At 56.6% G+C, this 19,924-nt stretch carries 15 protein-coding genes and 1 pseudogene; 9 read left to right on the top strand and 7 right to left on the bottom strand.

Annotated elements, in window-relative coordinates; translation table 11 throughout:
- Positions 1-6: 6 nt before the first annotated feature.
- Positions 7-1,182 carry a cystathionine beta-lyase gene (locus BLM14_RS11170; protein WP_099999428.1) on the bottom strand — a complete coding sequence of 392 codons (1,176 nt, stop codon included), beginning with the start codon at positions 1,180-1,182 and terminating at the stop codon, positions 7-9.
- Between the two features lie 104 nt (positions 1,183-1,286).
- Here BLM14_RS11170 and BLM14_RS11165 point away from each other — a divergent pair, with 104 nt between their 5' ends.
- The 5 genes from BLM14_RS11165 (at position 1,287) to BLM14_RS11145 (ending at position 6,620) form a co-directional block, all read left to right on the top strand.
- Complete coding sequence (locus BLM14_RS11165) at positions 1,287-2,102, top strand: phosphatase PAP2 family protein (RefSeq protein WP_157929519.1); 816 nt, start codon at positions 1,287-1,289, stop codon at positions 2,100-2,102.
- Between the two features lie 207 nt (positions 2,103-2,309).
- Entirely contained in the window at positions 2,310-3,338 is a 1,029-nt protein-coding gene (locus tag BLM14_RS11160; protein ID WP_099999426.1) for an amino acid ABC transporter substrate-binding protein, read from the top strand.
- Between the two features lie 110 nt (positions 3,339-3,448).
- The gene (locus tag BLM14_RS11155) at positions 3,449-4,645 is read left to right on the top strand and encodes an amino acid ABC transporter permease (protein WP_099999425.1); all 1,197 of its coding nucleotides are present in this window, start codon (positions 3,449-3,451) and stop codon (positions 4,643-4,645) included.
- 2 nt (positions 4,646-4,647) lie between these two features.
- Positions 4,648-5,802 carry an amino acid ABC transporter permease gene (locus tag BLM14_RS11150; protein WP_099999424.1) on the top strand — a complete coding sequence of 385 codons (1,155 nt, stop codon included), beginning with the start codon at positions 4,648-4,650 and terminating at the stop codon, positions 5,800-5,802.
- Positions 5,803-5,816: 14 nt separating this feature from the next.
- A complete protein-coding gene (locus BLM14_RS11145) occupies positions 5,817-6,620 on the top strand; it encodes an amino acid ABC transporter ATP-binding protein (RefSeq protein WP_099999423.1) in 804 nt (267 codons plus the stop codon).
- A 57-nt stretch (positions 6,621-6,677) separates the two neighbouring features.
- On the opposite strand, the gene BLM14_RS11140 is transcribed toward BLM14_RS11145, so the two are convergent.
- A complete protein-coding gene (locus tag BLM14_RS11140; protein ID WP_157929518.1) occupies positions 6,678-7,955 on the bottom strand; it encodes an FAD-dependent monooxygenase in 1,278 nt (425 codons plus the stop codon).
- A complete protein-coding gene (locus BLM14_RS11135) occupies positions 7,952-8,197 on the bottom strand; it encodes a zinc-finger domain-containing protein (protein WP_099999421.1) in 246 nt (81 codons plus the stop codon). Before BLM14_RS11135 ends, BLM14_RS11140 begins: the two co-directional genes overlap by 4 nt.
- Positions 8,198-8,690: 493 nt before the next feature.
- On the opposite strand from BLM14_RS11135, the pseudogene BLM14_RS11130 reads away from it, so the two are divergent.
- Both BLM14_RS11130 and ppx read left to right on the top strand, forming a co-directional pair.
- Positions 8,691-10,820, top strand: a pseudogene (locus BLM14_RS11130) (RNA degradosome polyphosphate kinase); the annotation flags it as partial.
- Entirely contained in the window at positions 10,817-12,328 is a 1,512-nt protein-coding gene (ppx, locus tag BLM14_RS11125) for an exopolyphosphatase (RefSeq protein WP_099999420.1), read from the top strand. The pseudogene BLM14_RS11130 and the gene ppx, both read left to right, overlap by 4 nt.
- A gap of 43 nt (positions 12,329-12,371) precedes the next feature.
- Here the strand turns inward: ppx and BLM14_RS11120 are convergent, their stop codons facing one another.
- Positions 12,372-13,247, bottom strand: coding sequence for an autotransporter-associated beta strand repeat-containing protein (locus BLM14_RS11120; protein ID WP_157929517.1), 876 nt, complete (start codon positions 13,245-13,247; stop codon positions 12,372-12,374).
- Complete coding sequence (locus tag BLM14_RS31030) at positions 13,190-14,437, bottom strand: SGNH/GDSL hydrolase family protein (protein ID WP_133123842.1); 1,248 nt, start codon at positions 14,435-14,437, stop codon at positions 13,190-13,192. Before BLM14_RS31030 ends, BLM14_RS11120 begins: the two co-directional genes overlap by 58 nt.
- A gap of 124 nt (positions 14,438-14,561) precedes the next feature.
- On the opposite strand from BLM14_RS31030, the gene BLM14_RS11115 reads away from it, so the two are divergent.
- Positions 14,562-15,578, top strand: coding sequence for a serine hydrolase domain-containing protein (locus BLM14_RS11115; protein ID WP_237143333.1), 1,017 nt, complete (start codon positions 14,562-14,564; stop codon positions 15,576-15,578).
- 53 nt (positions 15,579-15,631) lie between these two features.
- Here the strand turns inward: BLM14_RS11115 and BLM14_RS11110 are convergent, their stop codons facing one another.
- Positions 15,632-16,549: a DMT family transporter gene (locus tag BLM14_RS11110; RefSeq protein ID WP_099999418.1), complete on the bottom strand. Its 918-nt coding sequence runs from the start codon at positions 16,547-16,549 to the stop codon at positions 15,632-15,634.
- A gap of 236 nt (positions 16,550-16,785) precedes the next feature.
- A complete protein-coding gene (rnd, locus tag BLM14_RS11105; RefSeq protein ID WP_099999417.1) occupies positions 16,786-17,946 on the bottom strand; it encodes a ribonuclease D in 1,161 nt (386 codons plus the stop codon).
- 160 nt (positions 17,947-18,106) lie between these two features.
- Here rnd and aspS point away from each other — a divergent pair, with 160 nt between their 5' ends.
- On the top strand, positions 18,107-19,897 hold the full coding sequence (gene aspS / locus BLM14_RS11100) for an aspartate--tRNA ligase (protein ID WP_099999416.1): 1,791 nt from the start codon (positions 18,107-18,109) through the stop codon (positions 19,895-19,897).
- Positions 19,898-19,924: the final 27 nt, after the last annotated feature.

The raw sequence follows: 19,924 nt of genomic DNA, 5'->3' as shown, positions 1-19,924 counted from the left end.
TTCTATTCAGGCGGCTTTCATAGCTGCCAGGGCATTTTCAATATCGGCGATGAGATCCGCCGTGTCCTCGAGGCCGATCTGCAGCCGGATGACAGGGCCTGCATAATCCTTGCCGGTAATGACCCGGCCACCGAGGTGAACATGCAATGCCAGGCTTTCATACCCGCCCCAGGAGTATCCAAGGCCGAAAATCCTGAGTGCGTTCAGAAAAGCGTGCGCCTGTTTCGTCCCGCCATTGATAACGATGGAGAACACGCCGCCTGCACCGCAGAAATCGCGTTTCCACAAGGCGTGACCGGCATGACTTTCCAGCGCGGGGTGCAACACCTCGATCACGCCCTCCTGGCTCTCCAGCCATTTGGCAATCTCGATCGCGTTCTGGGCGTGCCGCTCCATCCGCAATCCCATCGTGCGCAGTCCGCGCAGGATCTGGTAGGCATCGTCGCCGCCCACGCAAAGGCCGAGCGCGGTATAGGCCGCATCGAGCTTCTTGAAGCATTTATCATTGGCCGAAACCGTGCCCATCAGGATGTCCGAATGTCCGGAGGGATATTTCGTTGCCGCGTGGATCGAGATATCGACGCCGTAATCCAGCGCCTTGAAGTAGATCGGCGTCGCCCAGGTATTGTCCATCATGACGATTGCACCCGCTGCATGTGCCTTTTCGACAATGGCCGGAATGTCCTGAACCTCGAATGTGTTCGATCCTGGCGATTCGGTGAAGACAACACGCGTGTTGGGCTTGATCAGGCTCTCGATACCCGCTCCGATGAGTGGATCGTAGTATTCCACCTCGATACCGTACTGCTTCAGCATCGTGTTGCAGAAGTGCCGGGTGTTTCCATAGCAGCAGTCCACCATCAACAGGTGATCTCCTGGCGCAAGAAAGGCGAGGAGGGGAAGCGTCACCGCCACGAGGCCGGAGGGAACGAGTAGCGTCCCGACGGACCCTTCAAGTTCGTCGATCGCGCGGCAAAGCGCGTCCGTCGTCGGCGTCCCGTGCGTGGCATAGGTGTATTTCTGCTTGTTGCTGGCCATGGTTTCGGCATCAGGAAACAGCACGGTCGAAGCATGGACGACGGGTGGATTGACGAACCCATGATAGTCGCGTGGATCGTATCCGCCGTGAGCAAGCCTGGTATTGATGCCCAGTTTCGTGGCCTTGCTCGGTTGCTTATCCATAAGGTGATCTCCACATGCTCTATTGAATGACTTTGAAGAAGTCGATAATGCCACCGCGTGCCCGTTGCAACAGGAGAGCAGGCTTGGTGACTCGGAATGGGAAGATGACCGAGGAAATTCAACACCGGCAATCCGCCCTGCAGCGAGCAGGTCGATCCATCGTCCGCTTTCTGCGCCGTATCAATGCTCCCGCCTATCCCGGCTCGCCGCCGGCGTGGACGAATGCCATGTCCATGGCCGTGGTTCTGATCTTCTTTCTTATCCTGCTTTTGCATCCCTACGACGAATATCTGTCGCGCACCCTATGGTCCTATGGCTCGTTGGGGCAGGTGCGCCACCTGACCGATATCGGCCTGTCGCAATGGTATCTCATTCCGGCCTTTGCCATTGGCGTCTGTCTCATTGGCATCGATTGGGCGAATATTGCGCGGCACAGGCGTGTACGATTCGGTTTGGTCTATGCGCAGGCGACCTTTGCCTTCTGGGCCATCGCCCTTGCGGGAATCCTGACGAACATCGCGAAATTTCTCATAGGCCGCGCCCGGCCGAAATTCATCGACACACTGGGAGCAAACAGTTTTTCGCCCTTTGAGGCAGGCTATAACTTTGCCAGTTTCCCCTCTGGCCACTCCACGACGATGGGGGCGGTAGGCGCCGTTCTCGCCCTGTGGTTTCCGCGCTGGCGGCTGCCCATCGTCCTGGCAACGATGTTCATAGCTTTCACCCGCATCGTCGCGCGCGCCCACTACCCGACCGACGTCGTGGCCGGGTACAGCGTCGGATTTCTATTTACGATTGCACTTGCCAGATTCCTCGCAGGGCGTCGTACGGCGTTTGTTTTCGACGGGGCCCGATTCTGGCCAGTTTTGCGTTTTCGCGAGCGTTTTTGGCGCCCTGAGGTCAATCTGAGTAAGAAATAATCGAAAATTGAGCCTCAGTGCAGCCGCTTGGCCCTCCTTGCTGCATTATTGAGCAAAGATTATCCCTTGACCAAAGAAGCAGAATGGCCTTCGATGCAACGGTGAAATGGGAGATGTATTGGGCCCTTTTTTGGGGTTGGGGTTACCTGCCAATATGCAATTTTTTCTCTCTGGGAACACGGGCAACAACCAAAGGGTACATTTGTGATGAAAAATATCGTTTTGAAGGGCACGTTGGCTGCCTCGGCGCTGGTTCTCCTGGCGACCGCAGCCTCGGCTGCTACACTTGACGACGTCAAGAAGAAGGGCTTCCTCCAGTGCGGCGTCAATACCGGTCTTCCGGGCTTTGCCTCGCCGAACGACAAGGGCGAATGGTCGGGGTTTGATGTGGATTACTGCCGCGCCGTTGCTGCTGCCATTTTTGGCGACGCAACGAAAGTGAAGTACACCCCATTGTCGGCGAAGGATCGCCTTCCGGCTCTGCAGTCCGGCGAAATCGACGTGCTGATCCGTAACACGACATGGACACTCAGCCGCGACACGCAAGGGTTTGATTTCACTGGCGTCAACTACTATGACGGCCAGGGTTTCATGATCAATGCCAAGAAGCTCTCGGGCATCAATTCTGCGCTGCAGCTGTCGGGTGCGTCGGTTTGCGTGCAGGCTGGCACGACAACGGAACTCAACCTCGCCGATTATTTCAAGTCGAACAAGATGGAGTACAATCCAGTCGTGTTCGAGAAGGTGGAAGAGGTCAATGCGGCCTATGATTCGGGGCGCTGCGATGTTTACACGACCGATCAGTCGGGCCTTTATGCCTACCGGTTGGCACTATCGGCGCCAGACGATCACGTCGTTCTGCCTGAGATCATCTCGAAGGAGCCGCTGGGACCCGTCGTTCGTCAGGGTGACCCACAATGGGCCGACATTATCCGCTGGACGCATTATGCCATGTTGACGGCAGAGGAACTTGGCATCACCCAAGGCAATGTCGAAGAACTGAAGAGCAGCGAGAACCAGGAGATCAAGCGCGTTCTTGGCCAGGAGGCTAATACCAAGCTTGGAACGGACCTCGGCCTGACCAATGATTGGGTCATCAACATCATCAAGGCCGTTGGCAATTACAGCGAAGTGTTCGAGCGTAATATCGGCTCGGGCAGCCCGCTCAAGATTGCGCGCGGCATCAATGCCCAATGGAGCAAAGGCGGTCTGCAGTACGCAATGCCGATCCGCTGATCGCTCTCGAGTGATCATACGAAATCGGGAGAGGGGGCTCTGGCCTCCTCTTCCAAAACAAAAATAATAAAAAATAATAATAACAAACGTTTGAAAGAAACGAGGGGTCAATGGCATCGCAGGAAATTACGCCTGTCGGTAGAGACAGTGCAAAAGCATCACTTTTATACGATCCAAAGTTCCGCGGTTATATTTTTCAGGCCGTAACCGTTCTTGTGCTCGCAGGTCTGGTCTATTGGATCGTCAATAACACCATTGCCAATCTGCAGCGTGCGAATCTCGCATCCGGGTTCGGCTTCCTGGACGGGCGCGCCGGGTTCGATATCAGCAGCAGTCCATACTTGAGTTACACGAGCGATTCGACCTTTTTAAAGGCTTTGACGGTCGGCATTCTCAACACCCTGACGGTTGCTGTCGTCGGCATCATCACGGCAACGTTCATCGGCTTCATTATCGGGATAGGTCGCCTTTCGCACAATTGGCTCATCCGTAAGCTTTGCACCGTCTATGTCGAGGTATTCCGTAATATCCCGCCTTTGCTGGTCATTTTCTTCTGGTATCTGGGAGTTTTGTCGGTTCTGCCGCAAGCGCGGGAAAGCATCAAACTGCCATTCAGCACGTTCCTCAACAATCGAGGTTTGTTTTTCCCGGCACCCGTGTTCGGTGAAGGCGCTTGGCTGGCAGGTGCAGGTCTCATTGCCGGCATTATCGGAGCTTTGCTCGTTCGGCGCTGGGCTTACAAGCGGCAGATGGCGACCGGTCAGCAATTTCCGGTTGGCTTGACGGCGCTCGGCCTCATTGTCGGGCTTCCGCTCCTTGCTTTGATTATCAAGGGTTTCCCGATTTCATTCGATTATCCGGTTCTCGGCGCATTCAATTTGAGGGGCGGCACGCTGATTGGTCCGGAGTTCATGTCGCTCTATCTGGCTTTGTCCTTCTATACCGCATCCTTCATTGCCGAGATCGTCCGTGCCGGCATTCGCGGTGTCGGCAAGGGACAGAGTGAGGCATCGCACGCACTTGGATTGCGGGCGGGACCGACAACGCGGCTGGTCGTGGTGCCGCAGGCGATGCGCATCATCATCCCGCCGCTAACGAGCCAATACCTCAACCTCACCAAGAACTCCTCCCTGGCTGTAGCGATCGGCTATCCCGATCTCGTTGCGGTCGGCGGGACGATCCTCAACCAGACCGGCCGCTCAATCGAAGTGGTGGCCATCTGGATGGTCGTTTATCTGAGCATCAGCCTGCTCACATCTATCTTCATGAATTGGGTAAACGCCCGAATGGCATTGGTGGAGCGCTGATCATGGATAACAATCTTAGCTTCGTCCGCACCGAAATGCTTCAGGGCCAGACCCCGCCACTTGGAGAAAGGGGTGCGGTCCGGTGGATGCGCACGAATCTCTTCGCCACGCCGCTCGATTCGGCCCTGACTCTCCTGGCCATCCTCCTGCTGGCCTGGTTTCTGCCGGGTATGATCAACTGGCTTTTCGTCAATGCCGTCTGGTCTGGGCCAGACAGATCCGTCTGTTCCACGGTGGCGCAGGGCGGCATCCAGCCCGAAGGGTGGTCCGGTGCCTGCTGGGCCTATGTGAACGCCAACTTCAATCAGTTCATGTACGGTCCCTATCCGTTGGACCAGCACTGGCGCGTCAACCTCGTCGCGATCATATTCGTTTTGCTGCTGGTGCCGCTGCTCGTACCCAAGGCCCCCTACAAGGTACTGAATGCGATCGTGTTCTTCTTCATTTTCCCGATCGTGGCGTTCATACTCCTGGTCGGTGGCTGGTTCGGCCTGCCCTATGTCGAGACTTCCTCGTGGGGTGGGTTGCTCGTCACCCTTACGCTTTCCTTTGTCGGCATCTCGGTATCGCTTCCGTTTGGCATTGTGCTGGCACTCGGGCGGCGATCAAAGATGCCGGTCATCAAGATGCTCTGCGTCATCTTCATCGAAACGATCCGCGGTATTCCGCTGATCACGGTACTGTTCATGGCCAGCTACATGCTGCCCTTGTTCCTTCCGCCGGGCGTATCGTTCGACAGGTTCCTGCGCGCACTGATCGGTGTGGCGCTCTTCGCGTCTGCCTACATGGCAGAAGTGGTGCGTGGTGGTTTGCAGGCCATTCCGAAAGGGCAATATGAAGGTGCTGATTCGCTCGGACTCGGCTACTGGCAGAAAACCGGACTGATCGTCCTGCCACAGGCGCTGAAGCTGGTTATTCCAGGCATTGTCAATACGTTCATCGGCCTGTTCAAGGATACGAGCCTCGTGACCGTGATCAGCATGTTCGATCTGCTTGGAACCGTGAAACAGCACTTTTCGGACGCCAACTGGATTTCACCGCAAACACCTATTTCCGGCCTGATCTTTGCCGGTTTCGTCTTCTGGATTTTCTGTTTCGGCATGTCGCGTTATTCCATCTTCATGGAAAACAGGCTCGATACAGGACATAAACGCTAAGGAGTATTCCTACTATGACAACCGAAAACGTTGTTGATCCCAATGAAATCCATGTCGACCGCTCGCTCTTGCATGTCTCCAAGACAGACGTAGCCGTCGAAATCATCAACATGAACAAGTGGTATGGTGACTTTCATGTCCTGAAGGACATCAACCTGAAGGTGATGCGCGGCGAGCGTATCGTCATTGCCGGGCCGTCCGGTTCGGGCAAGTCCACCATGATCCGCTGCATCAATCGGCTGGAAGAGCACCAGAGCGGCAAGATCCTGGTTGATGGCATCGAGCTCACCAACGATCTGAAGAAAATCGACGAAGTGCGGCGCGAAGTCGGCATGGTGTTCCAGCACTTCAATCTTTTCCCGCACCTGACCATTCTGGAAAATTGCACGCTGGCACCGATCTGGGTACGCAAGATGCCGAAGAAGAAGGCCGACGAGATTGCGATGCATTATCTCGAGCGCGTCAAGATTCCCGAGCAGGCCAATAAATATCCGGGCCAGCTGTCCGGCGGCCAGCAGCAGCGCGTGGCGATTGCCCGCTCGCTATGCATGAATCCGCGCATCATGCTGTTCGACGAACCGACCTCTGCCCTCGATCCGGAAATGATCAAGGAAGTTCTCGATACGATGGTTCAGCTCGCCGAAGAAGGCATGACCATGGTCTGCGTCACCCACGAGATGGGCTTTGCCCGACAGGTCGCAAATCGCGTGATCTTTATGGATCAGGGCCAGATCGTCGAGCAGAACGCACCGGCGGAATTCTTCGACAATCCGCAGCACGAGCGCACAAAACTGTTCCTCAGCCAGATTTTGCATTAATCGGCGGCATCTGCGTTTCCGGCATAAAACAGCGGCCCTCGTGGCCGCTGTTTTCATTTAAGTATCGGGTTTTCGCTCTTCCGCATCGAATCCATAGAGCCAATCGAATCCCTTGACGAATTTCTCCACCGGCCGGTTGCGCAGGAGAATGTTGCGTGCAAGCGCTAGCGGCCCCTTGGCGTGGTAGGCGAGCTGGTTGAGCGCACCGCGCCTGACGACAGCCGTAATGCGCTGTGTCCGGGCGCTGCTGAATGCAGCAAGGGCTGAACTCCATGTTGTGCTATCGGTGCCAAGCGCGCAGGCAAGGGCGCAGGCGTCCTCGATGGCCATGGCCGCGCCCTGCGCTGCATAGGGTGTCATCGCATGGGCGGCATCGCCGATGAGCAGCAGGCGATCCCCGAGCTGGAACCGGCATTTCTTCATTTCCAGCAGCCGCCAGGGTGTCCATGGCCGGCCAACCCGCATCACATCGCGGATACCTTGATGCCAGCCGGCGAATTCCCGGATGAAATTCTGGCTGACGCCCTCCGGATTGATCTGGATATCCCAGCGGCGGCCATTTTGCCGTTCGGGCGCCACGGCGACAAAATTGATCATCTGACCGGAGCGGATCGGATAGGCGATCAGATGGGCATTTGTACCTGTCCAGGCAACGACATTGGTTCCCGCTGGCAGCAGCGTTTTGAACGATTCAGGCAACTGCTCGACAGCGACAGAAGACCGCCACGCGATGGTGCCCGTATAGCGGGCGCGATCGGTGTCGAACATGGCGGTGCGCATGTCGGACCACACACCATCTGCACCCACCAGCAGTGCTGCCCGGTGCTCCTCTATGCGGTCATGATACTGCACGCGGATCATAACGCTCTGGCGATCAGCCTTGTGATGGGTTACCGCGGATTGCAGCTGAATGGCGATGTTCGGGCGGCTGCGCGCTTCGGTGAGCAGGGCGTTTTGCAGGTCGGCACGGTGACAGACGATATAGGGGGCGCTCCAGCGCTCCTTAGCTGCTTTGCCAATCGGCAGGTGCAGCAGCTTTTCCCCGCTGGTGCCATCCTGCAGGCAAATGGCTTGCGGTTCGACAGAGGAATATTTCAGCCGTTCAAGCACGCCCAGCCGGTCCAGAAGGCGCGTCGCATTGGGCGAAAGCTGCAATCCTGCACCGATCTCGGCAAGCGTTGCACTTTTCTCGAATATCTGGACCTGAAATCCCCTGTTGGCCAGCGCCAGAGCAAGGGTGAGGCCGGCAATGCCGGCACCGGCAATAATGACCTGATCAGGATTGGGAATGCGCCTGTTTCGTTCTGTCTTCAGATCGATAAGTGCTGCTTTCAAGCGGCCTCGTCCACATAGGCGCAGCCTTCCGGAACGGTTGTATCGGCAGCAAGGGAAGCATCATAGCGATAGAGCGTCGAGCAATAGGGGCAGACCTTCTCGTTATCATCGCCCAGATCGAGGAACACATGGGGATGGTCGAAGGGTGGATTTGCGCCGACACACATGAATTCCTTTACACCGATATTGATCGTTGCATGACCAGCGCTGTTCTGGAAATGAGGGATGCTGTGTCCAGCCATTATTCGCTCCTGAAGCTTTTACTGCGCCGTGCGTCCGATTGGACGCACAAAGACGCAGTAACACTTTTAAATCTGCACATAACCTTTTCCAAAAATCGATGTCGATTTTTGGAAAAGGTTATGTGCGGCTCAACGCGCCTGTCGCGCAATTGACTTCTCTTTCGTTCCGGTTTGTATCATCTTGATTACGATTTCAAGACGATTGCTATCAAACTGTCAAAAGACTTCTCTATGGTGCGATTTTAGGTCCGTATATGACGGGTGTTTTTTTAAGATGTTTTGGGAATTCGGCCTGATTGGGCAGGTGATGTGATTTTCGAGAACCGGAGCAGGGCGGACACCGCCCATGACCACCGGAAACGCAGAAAACCGCTTCACATGACCGTCAGGATGGATTGGCAAAGGGTCTATAATCGGAGAATGGACAATGAACGAACAATCGCCTGCAATTCCGGAAGCAATCGAAAAAGTCGATCTGCCGGATATGTCCACCAGTGTCGACCGGTTCGTCAATCGCGAATTTTCCTGGTTGCAGTTCAACCGGCGCGTGCTTGAGGAAGCACAAAACACGCACCAGCCGCTGCTTGAACGCCTGCGTTTCCTGTCGATTTCCGCGGCAAACCTCGATGAATTCTTCATGGTACGCATTGCCGGCCTCGCCGGTCAGGTTCGCGCTGGCGTTTCCGATCGCAGCGACGATGGGCGCACCCCTCAGGAGCAGCTCGAATTCGTTCTTGAAGAAGTCGGCAGGCTTCAGGAGGCGCAGCAGATGCGGCTCAATGAACTGCGTGCTGAAATGCTGGGTGAGCACATCGAGATCGTCCGCCCCGACAGACTGACGAAGACCGAACAGGCCTGGCTCGAAGATCACTTCCTCGAGACGATTTACCCGGTTCTCACGCCGCTCGCCATCGATCCGGCCCACCCGTTTCCGTTCATCCCCAATCTCGGCTTTACCATTGCCATGCTCCTCAACCGGAGCACCGACAACCGTCCGATGACCGCCTTGCTGCGTCTGCCGCAGGCGTTGAAGCGCTTCATCCAGATTCCGGACGAGGGTGGCCGATTCCGCTTCCTCACCCTCGAGGATGCAATCAGCCTTTTCACCGGGCGGCTGTTTCCGGGCTATGAGGTCAAGGGCGCCGGTACGTTCCGTATCATCCGCGACAGTGATATCGAAGTCGAGGAAGAGGCCGAAGATCTGGTGCGCCTGTTTGAGAGCGCGCTGAAGCGCCGCCGCCGCGGCCAGGTGATCCGCATCGAGTTCGACGATGAAATGCCGGAATCGCTGCGCAGCTTCGTTGCAACAGAACTCGGTGTTCCGGACAACCGTATCAGCGTCCTCGACGGCCTGCTGGCGCTGAACATGATTTCCGAGATCGTCAGCATCCCGCGCCCCGATCTGAAATTCGTGCCCTACAATCCGCGCTTCCCCGAGCGTGTGCGTGAACACGGCGGCGACTGCTTCGCCGCCATTCGCGAAAAGGACATCGTCGTTCACCACCCGTACGAATCCTTCGATGTGGTGGTGCAGTTCCTGCGCCAGGCGGCTGCCGATCCGGACGTGGTGGCCATCAAGCAGACGCTTTACCGCACCTCGAACGACAGCCCCATCGTGCGTGCCTTGATCGACGCGGCCGAGGCCGGCAAGTCGGTGACGGCACTGATCGAATTGAAAGCCCGGTTTGACGAAGAAGCCAATATCCGCTGGGCACGCGATCTGGAACGGGCCGGCGTTCAGGTGGTCTTCGGCTTCATCGAGCTGAAAACCCATGCCAAGATGTCGCTGGTCGTGCGGCGCGAGGAAAGCAAGCTGCGCAGCTATGTGCATCTGGGGACGGGCAATTACCACCCGATCACCGCCAAGATTTATACCGACCTGTCATTCTTCACCTGCGAGCCTGCGATCGGCCGCGATGTGGCGCAGATCTTCAACTACATCACCGGCTATACGCCGCCTTCCGGCGAGATGCAGATTGCCGTTTCGCCGCTTTCGCTGCGTCCGCGCATTCTCCAGCATATCGCGGAGGAAATCGCGCATGCCAAGTCCGGGCGTCCGGCTTCGATCTGGATGAAGATGAATTCGCTGGTCGACGCGGAAATCATCGACGCGCTCTACGATGCCAGCAAGAATGGCGTGGAGATTGATCTGGTCGTTCGCGGCATTTGCTGCCTGCGTCCGCAGGTGCCGGGCCTTTCCGAAAATATCCGGGCAAAATCCATCGTCGGACGCTTCCTCGAGCACAGCCGGATTTTCTGCTTCGGCAATGGCCAAGGATTGCCATCGGAAAAGGCGCTGGTCTATTTCGGTTCCGCCGACATGATGACGCGTAACCTCGACCGCCGTGTCGAGACTTTGGTGCCCATCACCAATCCAACTGTGCATCAACAGGTTCTTTCACAGATTATGCTAGCCAACCTTCTCGACAACCAGCAGAGTTACGAGTTACTAGCAGACGGAACGTCGCGCCGTATCACACCGGCTGACGGGGAAGAGTCGTTTAACGCACAGGAATATTTCATGACAAATCCCAGCCTTTCAGGCCGTGGCAAGTCGCTGAAGTCCTCAGCCCCCCGTTTGATCGCTCATCGCAAGCGGTCAAAAAGAAATAAGGCCGCATGATCTCGGCTGCACAAGGACGCGTACAGGGACGTCAACCGGCTGCTGTAATTGATATCGGTTCGAACTCTGTACGTTTGGTGGTTTATGAAGGCGTGAACCGGTCACCGACGGTTCTTTTCAATGAGAAGATTCTGTGCGGCCTCGGCAAGGGGCTGGTAAAGACCAAAAAGCTGAATGCGAAGGCGGTGCAGAGTGCGCTTCGCGCCCTGCGCCGTTTCCGTGCGCTGGCCGATCAGGCTGGGGCGGTTTCGCTCGATGTGCTGGCGACAGCCGCTGCGCGCGAGGCGGAAAACGGCTCGCAATTCATCAAGGAAGCCGAGGCACTGCTCAAGGAGCCGATCAAGGTCCTGTCGGGCAGGGAGGAAGCCTATTATTCGGCGCTCGGCATTATTTCCGGCTTTCACGATCCCGATGGCATCGCCGGCGACCTTGGTGGCGGCAGTCTCGAACTGGTCGATGTGAAGGGCCGCAAGATCGGCGACGGCATCACGCTGCCTTTGGGCGGCCTGCGCCTGCAGGATATGTCGGATGGCGATCTGACCGAAGCGGTGAGTATCGCCAAGAAACATTTGTCGTCGGCAAAGCTTCTAGCCAATGGCAGGGGCAGGACTTTCTATGCGGTTGGCGGCACCTGGCGAAATCTCGCCAAGCTGCATATGAGCGCGACGCACTACCCGCTCCATGTCATGCACCACTACGAAATCCCCTTCGACGAAGCCCAGCGCTTCCTGAAGCTCGTTGCCGCCGGTGATCTCGATTATATGCGCGGCATTGAGGATGTCTCGAAAAACCGCCGTGCGCTCTTGTCCTATGGTGCTATCGCGCTCCTTGAAACCATCAGGCTGATGCGACCCTCGAACGTCGTATTTTCGGCGCTTGGCGTGCGTGAAGGCTTTCTCTACTCACTCCTGCCGGAACGCGAACAGCTGGAAGATCCGCTGATCTCGGCAGCCGACGAGCTGGCCGTGCTTCGTGCCCGCTCTCCGGCCTATGCGCGCGAGCTGGCCGATTGGACAGGCGAAGCTTTTGCAGCGCTGGGCTATGATGAAACCGAGGATGAAAAGCGTTATCGCCGTGCAGCCTGTCTTGTGGCCGATATCAGTTGGCGCGCCCACCCGGATTATCGCGGTTCCCAGGCGCTGAATATGATCTCCAACGCCGCCTTTGTCGGCATCGATCATCCTGGCCGCGCCTATATCGCGCTCGCCAATTTCTTCCGGCACGAAGGCATTACCAATAGCGTGGCCGATCCCGAACTTTCGGCCATCGCCAGTCCGCGATTGCTCGAATATTCCAGGATCCTGGCGGCGGTTATGCGCATCACCTATCCGTTCTCTGCCTCAATGGCCGGGGTTGTTCCCAGCCTCTCCTGGAAGCCAACTTCGGACGGCATCGATCTGGTCGTCAACAAGACGAAGGCCGATCTGATCGGCGACGTTCCCGAAGGCCGTCTGCAGCAGCTGGCAAGGCTGACGGGCAAGACTTTAAGAATGACTGTCGGCCAATAGGCCAGCCGCTGCGCGGGGCTGCGGCTGGCCGCAGGTTCTCGAATTAATTATTCTTTTTCATAGTAATGACGAGGCTTCCATCCGAAGGATAAGCATAAGCCAGGGTTCTCAGGTAGGGTTTGGAGTTGATAGGCATCACGAGGAAGGGACCACTTATTCTCGCCTCATTAACGACGGCAGAATTGAAAAGACGCCAGCCTTTTGATGCCCTTATAATTGTATGATCTTGAGTGAAAAGAGCGATCTGCCCCTCCCGTGTGGGAATGGTTTCATCTGCGGCGTGAATATGGAACAAAGTGGATCCGGTAATTGCGAGCTTGCCGTTAATTTTCAGCGGATTCAATGTGCCGTCTGGTTTGGCTATTATTTGGAGCTGGCTGCCAGGGATGAAAGTCGCGTCCCCCCGCACATTCCATCCGCCATCTGCCTGAGTTTGTACAATCGCACTGTCTTTATCGACGGTGAGATTCTGGACGGAACCCCTGACAGCAAGCTGACCTTGGGCGATATGAGTGTCGCCCGTATAGTCATTGTCTCCACTCAAAATCAGTCCGCCCAGCCCGGTTTTGACGAGTGAGACATTGCCGGAAATTTTCTTATCAAAAGTATACTTTCCATCTTCATAAACAACGACAGTACCCGGTTTCGGGGTCTGCACGGTTGCGACTGGCTTATCCAGGTTAAGTGTGATCGCTCCATCAGAAGTTACGGGTGTGCTGCTAGCCGCGGGGGCGATCTTGTTCTCCTCCGCATTGGTAATCACGTCATTGCCATATGTCGTGGCAATTTCAGCCAGACCCTGGCTATTGGTGATCAGCGTGCTTGATGGTCCGAGTTTTGACGGGTCTTTCAAGAACTCGGCTATATATTGAGACAGAACCGTGAAGCCACCTGTTGAGGGGTGAAGTTTTTCAGCCAAGACGCGACTTCGTTCCCATTCGTCATCCAGTGCGCTCGTGGCGGTGACCCCGCACGCCATAGGATAACCTTTGCTGCAGCTAGGCTCATAGTGTTCAAACTTCGTCGTCTTACCATCGATATAAGTGTACCCTTGGCGCCTTGGGACAATTTGTCCCGTATCGATAAGAAGAACTCATTCATATCGATCAGATAAATTTTTGTTCCGCTGGCCGTAGCTGACGCCAATTCTGTCTTGAGCGCGGCGAAATAGGTTTGGGCGAACTGATTGGCGCGTGGCACAAAACTTCGACCATTTACATCCACGAAAGTAGCCCCGACGAAATCAACGCCGCTGAATGCATCAAAAATAATTGTTTTGGCGCCCGCATCAGCAAGCTTCTTGACCTGTATGCCAGCTTCCTTGGCTAATTCCATTCCATCAAGGTATGGCTGTGCGGTGTCAGCTGCGGGAAAGAAGAGGTTGTCATAATTCCTGGCTATCTGATACACGTCGGAAAGACCGAAATTGACCAGCACAACATCCTTGTCGGTGAAGTTGACCTTCGGCGATGCGGGTAAACGAGGTATGGAAAAGGCGCCAGGATAGCCATTTAAAGCCCAGTTCACCTGTTCCGACAGTGTCGGTTTGAATACAGCCAGAAAAGCGTTCGACACCTTACGGGCCTTGTCCGTCATGGTCGCGCCGCTCCAGCCATATACGCTCAGGTTGGATAGGTTCCAGGGGTCGGTCCATGGATTCCATGGATTTATTGGTTTCACCTCTGGCTTTTCGTCCATTCCAAGGGTTCTAAAAAGTATCCAGGGCAGCGCGACAAAAGGACCGTTGAACTCCTCAGGCTTTACCCACTGGGATGGATAATAATAACCTTGAATATCTCCAAAAGCAGGCAAGGGTTGGCCATTATTCGTATAGCTGTCGCCGAAGGCGTAGAGCTTGTTGAACGTGCGCGACGCTGACGGTGTGTCGGCGGCCGAAGCAGCCGAGGCTGCAAGCACAAGCGGCACGGTCAAAGCGGCAAGGATTTTTCGTAGTTTGGGTGTGGTCTTTCGAAAAAGCATAATATTCCCTAGTTCATCATTAAAGTGGGGAATATGAAGATCAAAATTATGAAAAGGATATTGGCAATTAGTCTGAGTAGTAAAAAGTGCAAGCAATTCTTGGAATTCAATCTTGCGTTGTTGACCCATCCATTATTCGTACTGCGAGGGTCAGCCGCAGTGGCGGGCCCGATAATTGACGGCGGTAACTCGATCACACGCATGTGAGACGTTGTGTGTTGATGTGGCTCGCAGCCATCGTCAATCTCGGCTGATGAAAAACAGTCTTTTGACGATCGATCGCCGCGCATTCCTGCTGACCTCCGTTGCCGGCGCAGCTTATGCCCTCGCGCCACAACGGGCCCTGTCACAGTCAGTCCCGGCTGCGTCGTTCGATCCGGCTGCAGCCAGCGATATTGTGCAGCTGGCATCGCTGCTCCCCGCCTTGCATACCATGATCGTTTCCCGGCAAGGGACGGTCCAGATCGAGCGTACTTTTCGCGGGCCGCCTGCCGACCGTCCCGTCAATGTGAAGTCTGTGTCCAAGACGATCATTGCAACTCTGGTCGGCATCGCCATCGATCGCAAGATTTTCGATGGACTCGATCAGCCGATTGCGCCGCTTCTGCAGGACAGGATCCCACGCAATGCTGATCCGCGATTGCAGCGCGTGACCATTGGCAACCTTCTGTCGATGCAGTCTGGTCTCGATCGAACCTCGGGACAAAACTATGGGCGCTGGGTCGAAAGCAATGACTGGGTGCGCTATGCGCTATCGCGTGAGTTTGTCGACGAGCCGGGCGGCAGGATGCTCTATTCGACCGGTAACTCTCACCTTCTATCCGCATTGTTGACCGCCAAAACCAGACGGTCGACGCTTCAGAACGCACGGGATTGGTTGGGAAAACCCCTCGACATCAGCATTCCTCCTTGGCCACGTGATCCACAGGGCATCTATTTTGGTGGCAACGACATGTTGCTGTCGCCCCGCGCAATGCAGGCTTTCGGTGAAATGTTCCTGAATTCGGGTCAAAGCGATGGTAGGCAGATCGTGCCGAAGGCCTGGATCACGGAATCCTGGAAGCCGAGGACCAGCTCGCCGTTTACCGGCGATTCCTATGGTCTCGGATGGTTCGTTTCCAGCGCCCGCCGACGGCCAACCAATTTATTACGCCTGGGGCTATGGCGGGCAGATGATCTATGTGGTGCCCCACGCTTCTCTTGTTGTTGTCATGACATCGGATCCCGGCGCGCCTTCCGGACGCTCCGGTTATGTGCGCCAGCTGCATGATCTGGTCAGCCAGCGCATCGTCCCCGCTGCCGAAGCCCGTGACGGTTAGAAACTCAGGCCGTGACAGCTGCCTTCTTGCGGGACGGAAACGTCATGGCTGCAACGCCCGCGATCACGCAGATCAGACCGAGCCATGCTGTCGATGTCAGGCTCTCGCCAAGGAAGAGCACGCCGATGCCGACGCCGATCGGTACCCGCAGGTAGGCTTGCGATGTGGTGCTGACCGAACCCAATGTGTGGATAAGCCGGAAATAGATCACGAAGGCGAGGGCCGTCGAAAAGACCGACAAGCCGATCAAAGCCAGGATCGAATGGGCAGAGGGCGCGAGCGTCCAGGGCTGGTCGACGACGAGGCTGACCGGAATGAGCAGCACCGCGCCACAGATGAGCGAGCCCGCCGCTGGCATCATTGGATCGAGCCCCTTGAAGCCGCGCCCGAAAATCGCGGCGCAGGCATAGGAGATCGTCGCGACCACAATCGCCAGTTGCGAAACCAGTCCCTTGCCCAGGCCATTGAACGCTTCAAGACCGATGATCAGGCTGATGCCGATGACCCCGGCGACAACGCCGAAAAGTTTCCGCGTTGTTACCGCTTCATGCCGCGTGATCAGCACCGTCAGCAGGAAGGCGAAGATCGGCGTCGTCGAATTGAGAATGGTCGCGAGCCCGGCGTCGACGGTCAGCTCGGCCCAGGCAATCAGCGTGAACGGGATGACGCTGTTGATGCAGGCCTGAATCAGGAACCGCTTCCAGATGTCCGGGTCCCTAGGCAGCGACAGTCCGCGCATTCCGATGATCGCCATAAGCAGCCCGCCGGCGATCAGGGTCCGTGCCGCGATGAAGGTAATCGGCGGGATGGTTTCGACGCCGATCTTGATGAACGTATAAGAGGCACCCCACAGCGTGGCGAGGACGGCGAGAAGGGCGATTTCTTTGGCGAGTGCCGGTGTTGGTGCTGCGGGAGCGGACATGATTGTTTTCCATCGAGAGAGGATCAATGCGACAATGGTAGCGGCGAGAAGGCCACCAAAGCTTCGATCCCGGCCGAACCATAATTTGCGAACGGGGTGACGGCCAACTCGCACACGAATTGCACGAAGTCATACGATTCCCGGCGAAAATCGGCGATTCTCACACATAAATCCGCGAATCCGGGACGAGATTCTCAATCCGGAGCTGCAATTTGGTTGCGCCTGGTTGAAAATCGTTATTCAGCGGGCCAAGCTACTGCGCGGATTTTCTTGTTTTCGAATTTGAGGCAAAGTGCGCCATTGATGAGCTGCAGCGCCTTTTCGCCGAAGACCTCGCGCCGCCAGCCCTGCAGCGCCGGAATGTCCTCCACATCGCCTTCCGCCGCGATTCTGTCGATTTCGTCGGAGGTCGCGACCACCTTGGCGGCAACGCCGTGCTCCTCGGTGACCAGCCGCAACAGCACTTTCAGCAGTTCCGCCGCAGCGCCTGCGCCTTCGGGCGACTGTACGGATTTCGGCAGGCGCGGCATGTCCTCCTTGGGCAGGTCGAGTGCCAGATTGACGGCATTGAGCAGACCGGTTGCCATGCTGGAGCGCTCCCAACCCTTTGGAATCGTTCGCAAACGCGACATGGCTTCCGCATCGCGCGGCTGCTGCTGTGCGATCTCGTAGATCGCGTCGTCCTTCAGGACACGGCCGCGCGGCACATTGCGTTCGCGCGCTTCCCGTTCCCGCCAGGCGGCAACGCTGCGCAATACGGCAAGTTCAACCGGCTTGCGCAGGCGCATCTTCAGCCGCTTCCACGCATCGTCCGGGTGCATGTCATAGGTCTCCCGGGCGGTGAGGATCTTCATCTCGTCGAGAACCCAGTCCGTCCGGCCTTCCTCTTCAAGACTGGCTTTCAGGTGGAGATAGATGTCGCGCAAATGGGTCACGTCCGCCAGCGCGTAGTCCAGCTGCTTCTCGGAGAGGGGGCGGCGGCGCCAGTCGGTAAAACGCGAGGATTTGTCGATCTGCGCTCCAACCACCCGCTGCACCAGCTGGTCGTAGGCGATTGCATCGCCAAAACCGCAAACCATCGCTGCAACCTGTGTGTCGAATACCGGATGCGGGATCAAATTGCCGAGATGGAAGATGATTTCGATGTCTTGGCGGGCGGCATGGAACACCTTGACGATCTTTTCATCGGCCATCAGCTTGAAAAACGCTGCAAGATCAAGGCCAGGCGCCAGCGCATCGACAATCGCCGTGTGATCCGGAGAGGCCAATTGGATGACGCAGAGCTCCGGCCAGAACGTGGTCTCCCGGATGAATTCCGTATCGACGGTCACGAAATCGGATTGCGAAAGGGCGGCAACAGCCTGTTCAAGCTGATCTGTGGTTGTAATCATGGTCATGAAATTTCTATAGCGAATGGATTGGCGTTTGTCTTGGCCCTCAATCCTGATCTTGACAAATCACCGTCAAAATGCGCTTGTCCGCCCAAATTCCTGCTCAGTTCGGGGCTTCTCCCATGCCTTCCGGCAACTAGCACCATACATATCAGAGGCACATATCATGCACCGTTACCGCAGCCATACCTGCGCCGCCTTGCGTAAATCGGACGTTGGTTCGACAGTTCGTCTTTCCGGCTGGGTTCACCGCGTCCGCGACCATGGCGGCATTCTCTTTATCGATATCCGCGACCATTATGGTCTGACGCAGATCGTCGCCAGCCCGGATTCCCCCGCATTCAAACTGGCGGAAACCCTGCGCGGTGAATGGGTTATCCGTGTTGACGGTGAGGTCAAGGCCCGCACTGACGATACGGTCAACCCCAATATGCCGACTGGCGAAATCGAAGTCTTTGCCCGCGAGATCGAAGTATTGTCCGCTGCCAAGGAACTGCCTTTGCCGGTGTTCGGCGAGCTCGACTATCCGGAAGACATCCGCCTGAAATACCGCTTCCTCGATCTGCGGCGCGATACACTGCACAAGAACATCATGTCGCGCACCAAGATCATTGCCGCGATGCGCCGCCGCATGAGCGATATCGGTTTCACCGAGTTCTCGACGCCCATTCTTACCGCGTCGTCGCCCGAAGGTGCGCGCGACTTCCTCGTGCCAAGCCGCATCCACCCCGGCAAGTTCTACGCGCTGCCGCAGGCACCGCAGCAGTACAAGCAGCTGATCATGATGTCCGGCTTCGACCGATATTTCCAGATCGCGCCGTGCTTCCGCGATGAGGACCCGCGTGCTGATCGTCTGCCGGGCGAATTCTACCAGCTCGATATCGAAATGAGCTTCGTCGAGCAGAATGACGTTCTGTCGACGATGGAACCGGTTCTGCGTGGCGTTTTCGAGGAATTCGCCGACGGCAAGCCGGTCACGCAGGAATTCCCGCGCATCGCCTATGACGACGCCATGCGCAAATATGGTTCGGACAAGCCCGATCTGCGCAACCCGATCGAGATGCAGGCTGTGACCGAGCATTTTGCCGGGTCGGGCTTCAAGGTTTTCGCCAACATGATCGCCAACGATCCGAAGGTGGAAGTCTGGGCGATCCCGGCCAAGACCGGCGGCTCGCGCGCCTTCTGCGACCGCATGAATTCCTGGGCGCAGGGCGAAGGCCAGCCGGGCCTCGGCTATATTTTCTGGCGCAAGGAAGGTGAAAACCTTGAAGGGGCAGGGCCTCTTGCCAAGAACATCGGTCCGGAACGCACGGAAGCGCTGCGCATCCAGCTCGGCCTCGACGAGGGTGACGCCGTTTTCTTCGTTGCTGGTGATCCGAAGAAGTTCGTGTCCTTTGCGGGTGCTGCCCGTACGCGCGCCGGCGAAGAATTGAACCTCGTTGACCGCGATCAGTTCAAGCTGTGCTGGATCGTCGATTTCCCGTTCTTCGAATGGCTCGAAGACGAAAAGAAGATCGATTTTGCCCACAATCCGTTCTCCATGCCGCAGGGTGGCATGGATGCGCTGGAAAACCAGGACCCACTGACCATCAAGGCGTTCCAGTACGATATGGTCTGTAACGGCTTCGAGATTGCCTCGGGCGGTATCCGCAACCATCTGCCGGAAACCATGGTCAAGGCGTTCGAGGCTGTCGGCCACTCGCGGGAAACCGTGGAAGAGGACTTCGGTGCCCTCTACCGAGCATTCCAGTATGGCGCGCCGCCGCATGGCGGCATGGCGGCCGGTATCGATCGTATCGTGATGCTGCTGGTTGGCGCGAAGAACCTGCGCGAAATCACCATGTTCCCGATGAACCAGCAGGCTCATGATCTCTTGATGAACGCGCCGTCGGAAGTATCGCAGGCTCAATTGCGCGATCTGAACATTCGGCTCAATCCGGTGAAGAAAGAGGTTTAAAAACCTTTCGTAACCGATTCCGAACAA

The organism is Phyllobacterium zundukense, assembly GCF_002764115.1.
Lineage (GTDB): Bacteria > Pseudomonadota > Alphaproteobacteria > Rhizobiales > Rhizobiaceae > Phyllobacterium > Phyllobacterium zundukense.
Note: the sequence above shows the minus strand (reverse complement) of the source record. Positions and strands in the feature narration are given on the sequence as shown.

Excerpts from the sequence above, each read along its gene's own strand:
- BLM14_RS11170 (WP_099999428.1), bottom strand. The coding sequence starts at position 1,182 with ATGGATAAGCAACCGAGCAAGGCCACGAAACTGGGCATCAATACCAGG.
- BLM14_RS11165 (WP_157929519.1), top strand. The coding sequence starts at position 1,287 with ATGACCGAGGAAATTCAACACCGGCAATCCGCCCTGCAGCGAGCAGGT.
- BLM14_RS11160 (WP_099999426.1), top strand. The coding sequence starts at position 2,310 with ATGAAAAATATCGTTTTGAAGGGCACGTTGGCTGCCTCGGCGCTGGTT.
- BLM14_RS11155 (WP_099999425.1), top strand. The coding sequence starts at position 3,449 with ATGGCATCGCAGGAAATTACGCCTGTCGGTAGAGACAGTGCAAAAGCA.
- BLM14_RS11150 (WP_099999424.1), top strand. The coding sequence starts at position 4,648 with ATGGATAACAATCTTAGCTTCGTCCGCACCGAAATGCTTCAGGGCCAG.
- BLM14_RS11145 (WP_099999423.1), top strand. The coding sequence starts at position 5,817 with ATGACAACCGAAAACGTTGTTGATCCCAATGAAATCCATGTCGACCGC.
- BLM14_RS11135 (WP_099999421.1), bottom strand. The coding sequence starts at position 8,197 with ATGGCTGGACACAGCATCCCTCATTTCCAGAACAGCGCTGGTCATGCA.
- ppx (WP_099999420.1), top strand. The coding sequence starts at position 10,817 with ATGATCTCGGCTGCACAAGGACGCGTACAGGGACGTCAACCGGCTGCT.
- BLM14_RS31030 (WP_133123842.1), bottom strand. The coding sequence starts at position 14,437 with ATGGGTCAACAACGCAAGATTGAATTCCAAGAATTGCTTGCACTTTTT.
- BLM14_RS11115 (WP_237143333.1), top strand. The coding sequence starts at position 14,562 with ATGAAAAACAGTCTTTTGACGATCGATCGCCGCGCATTCCTGCTGACC.
- BLM14_RS11110 (WP_099999418.1), bottom strand. The coding sequence starts at position 16,549 with ATGTCCGCTCCCGCAGCACCAACACCGGCACTCGCCAAAGAAATCGCC.
- rnd (WP_099999417.1), bottom strand. The coding sequence starts at position 17,946 with ATGACCATGATTACAACCACAGATCAGCTTGAACAGGCTGTTGCCGCC.
- aspS (WP_099999416.1), top strand. The coding sequence starts at position 18,107 with ATGCACCGTTACCGCAGCCATACCTGCGCCGCCTTGCGTAAATCGGAC.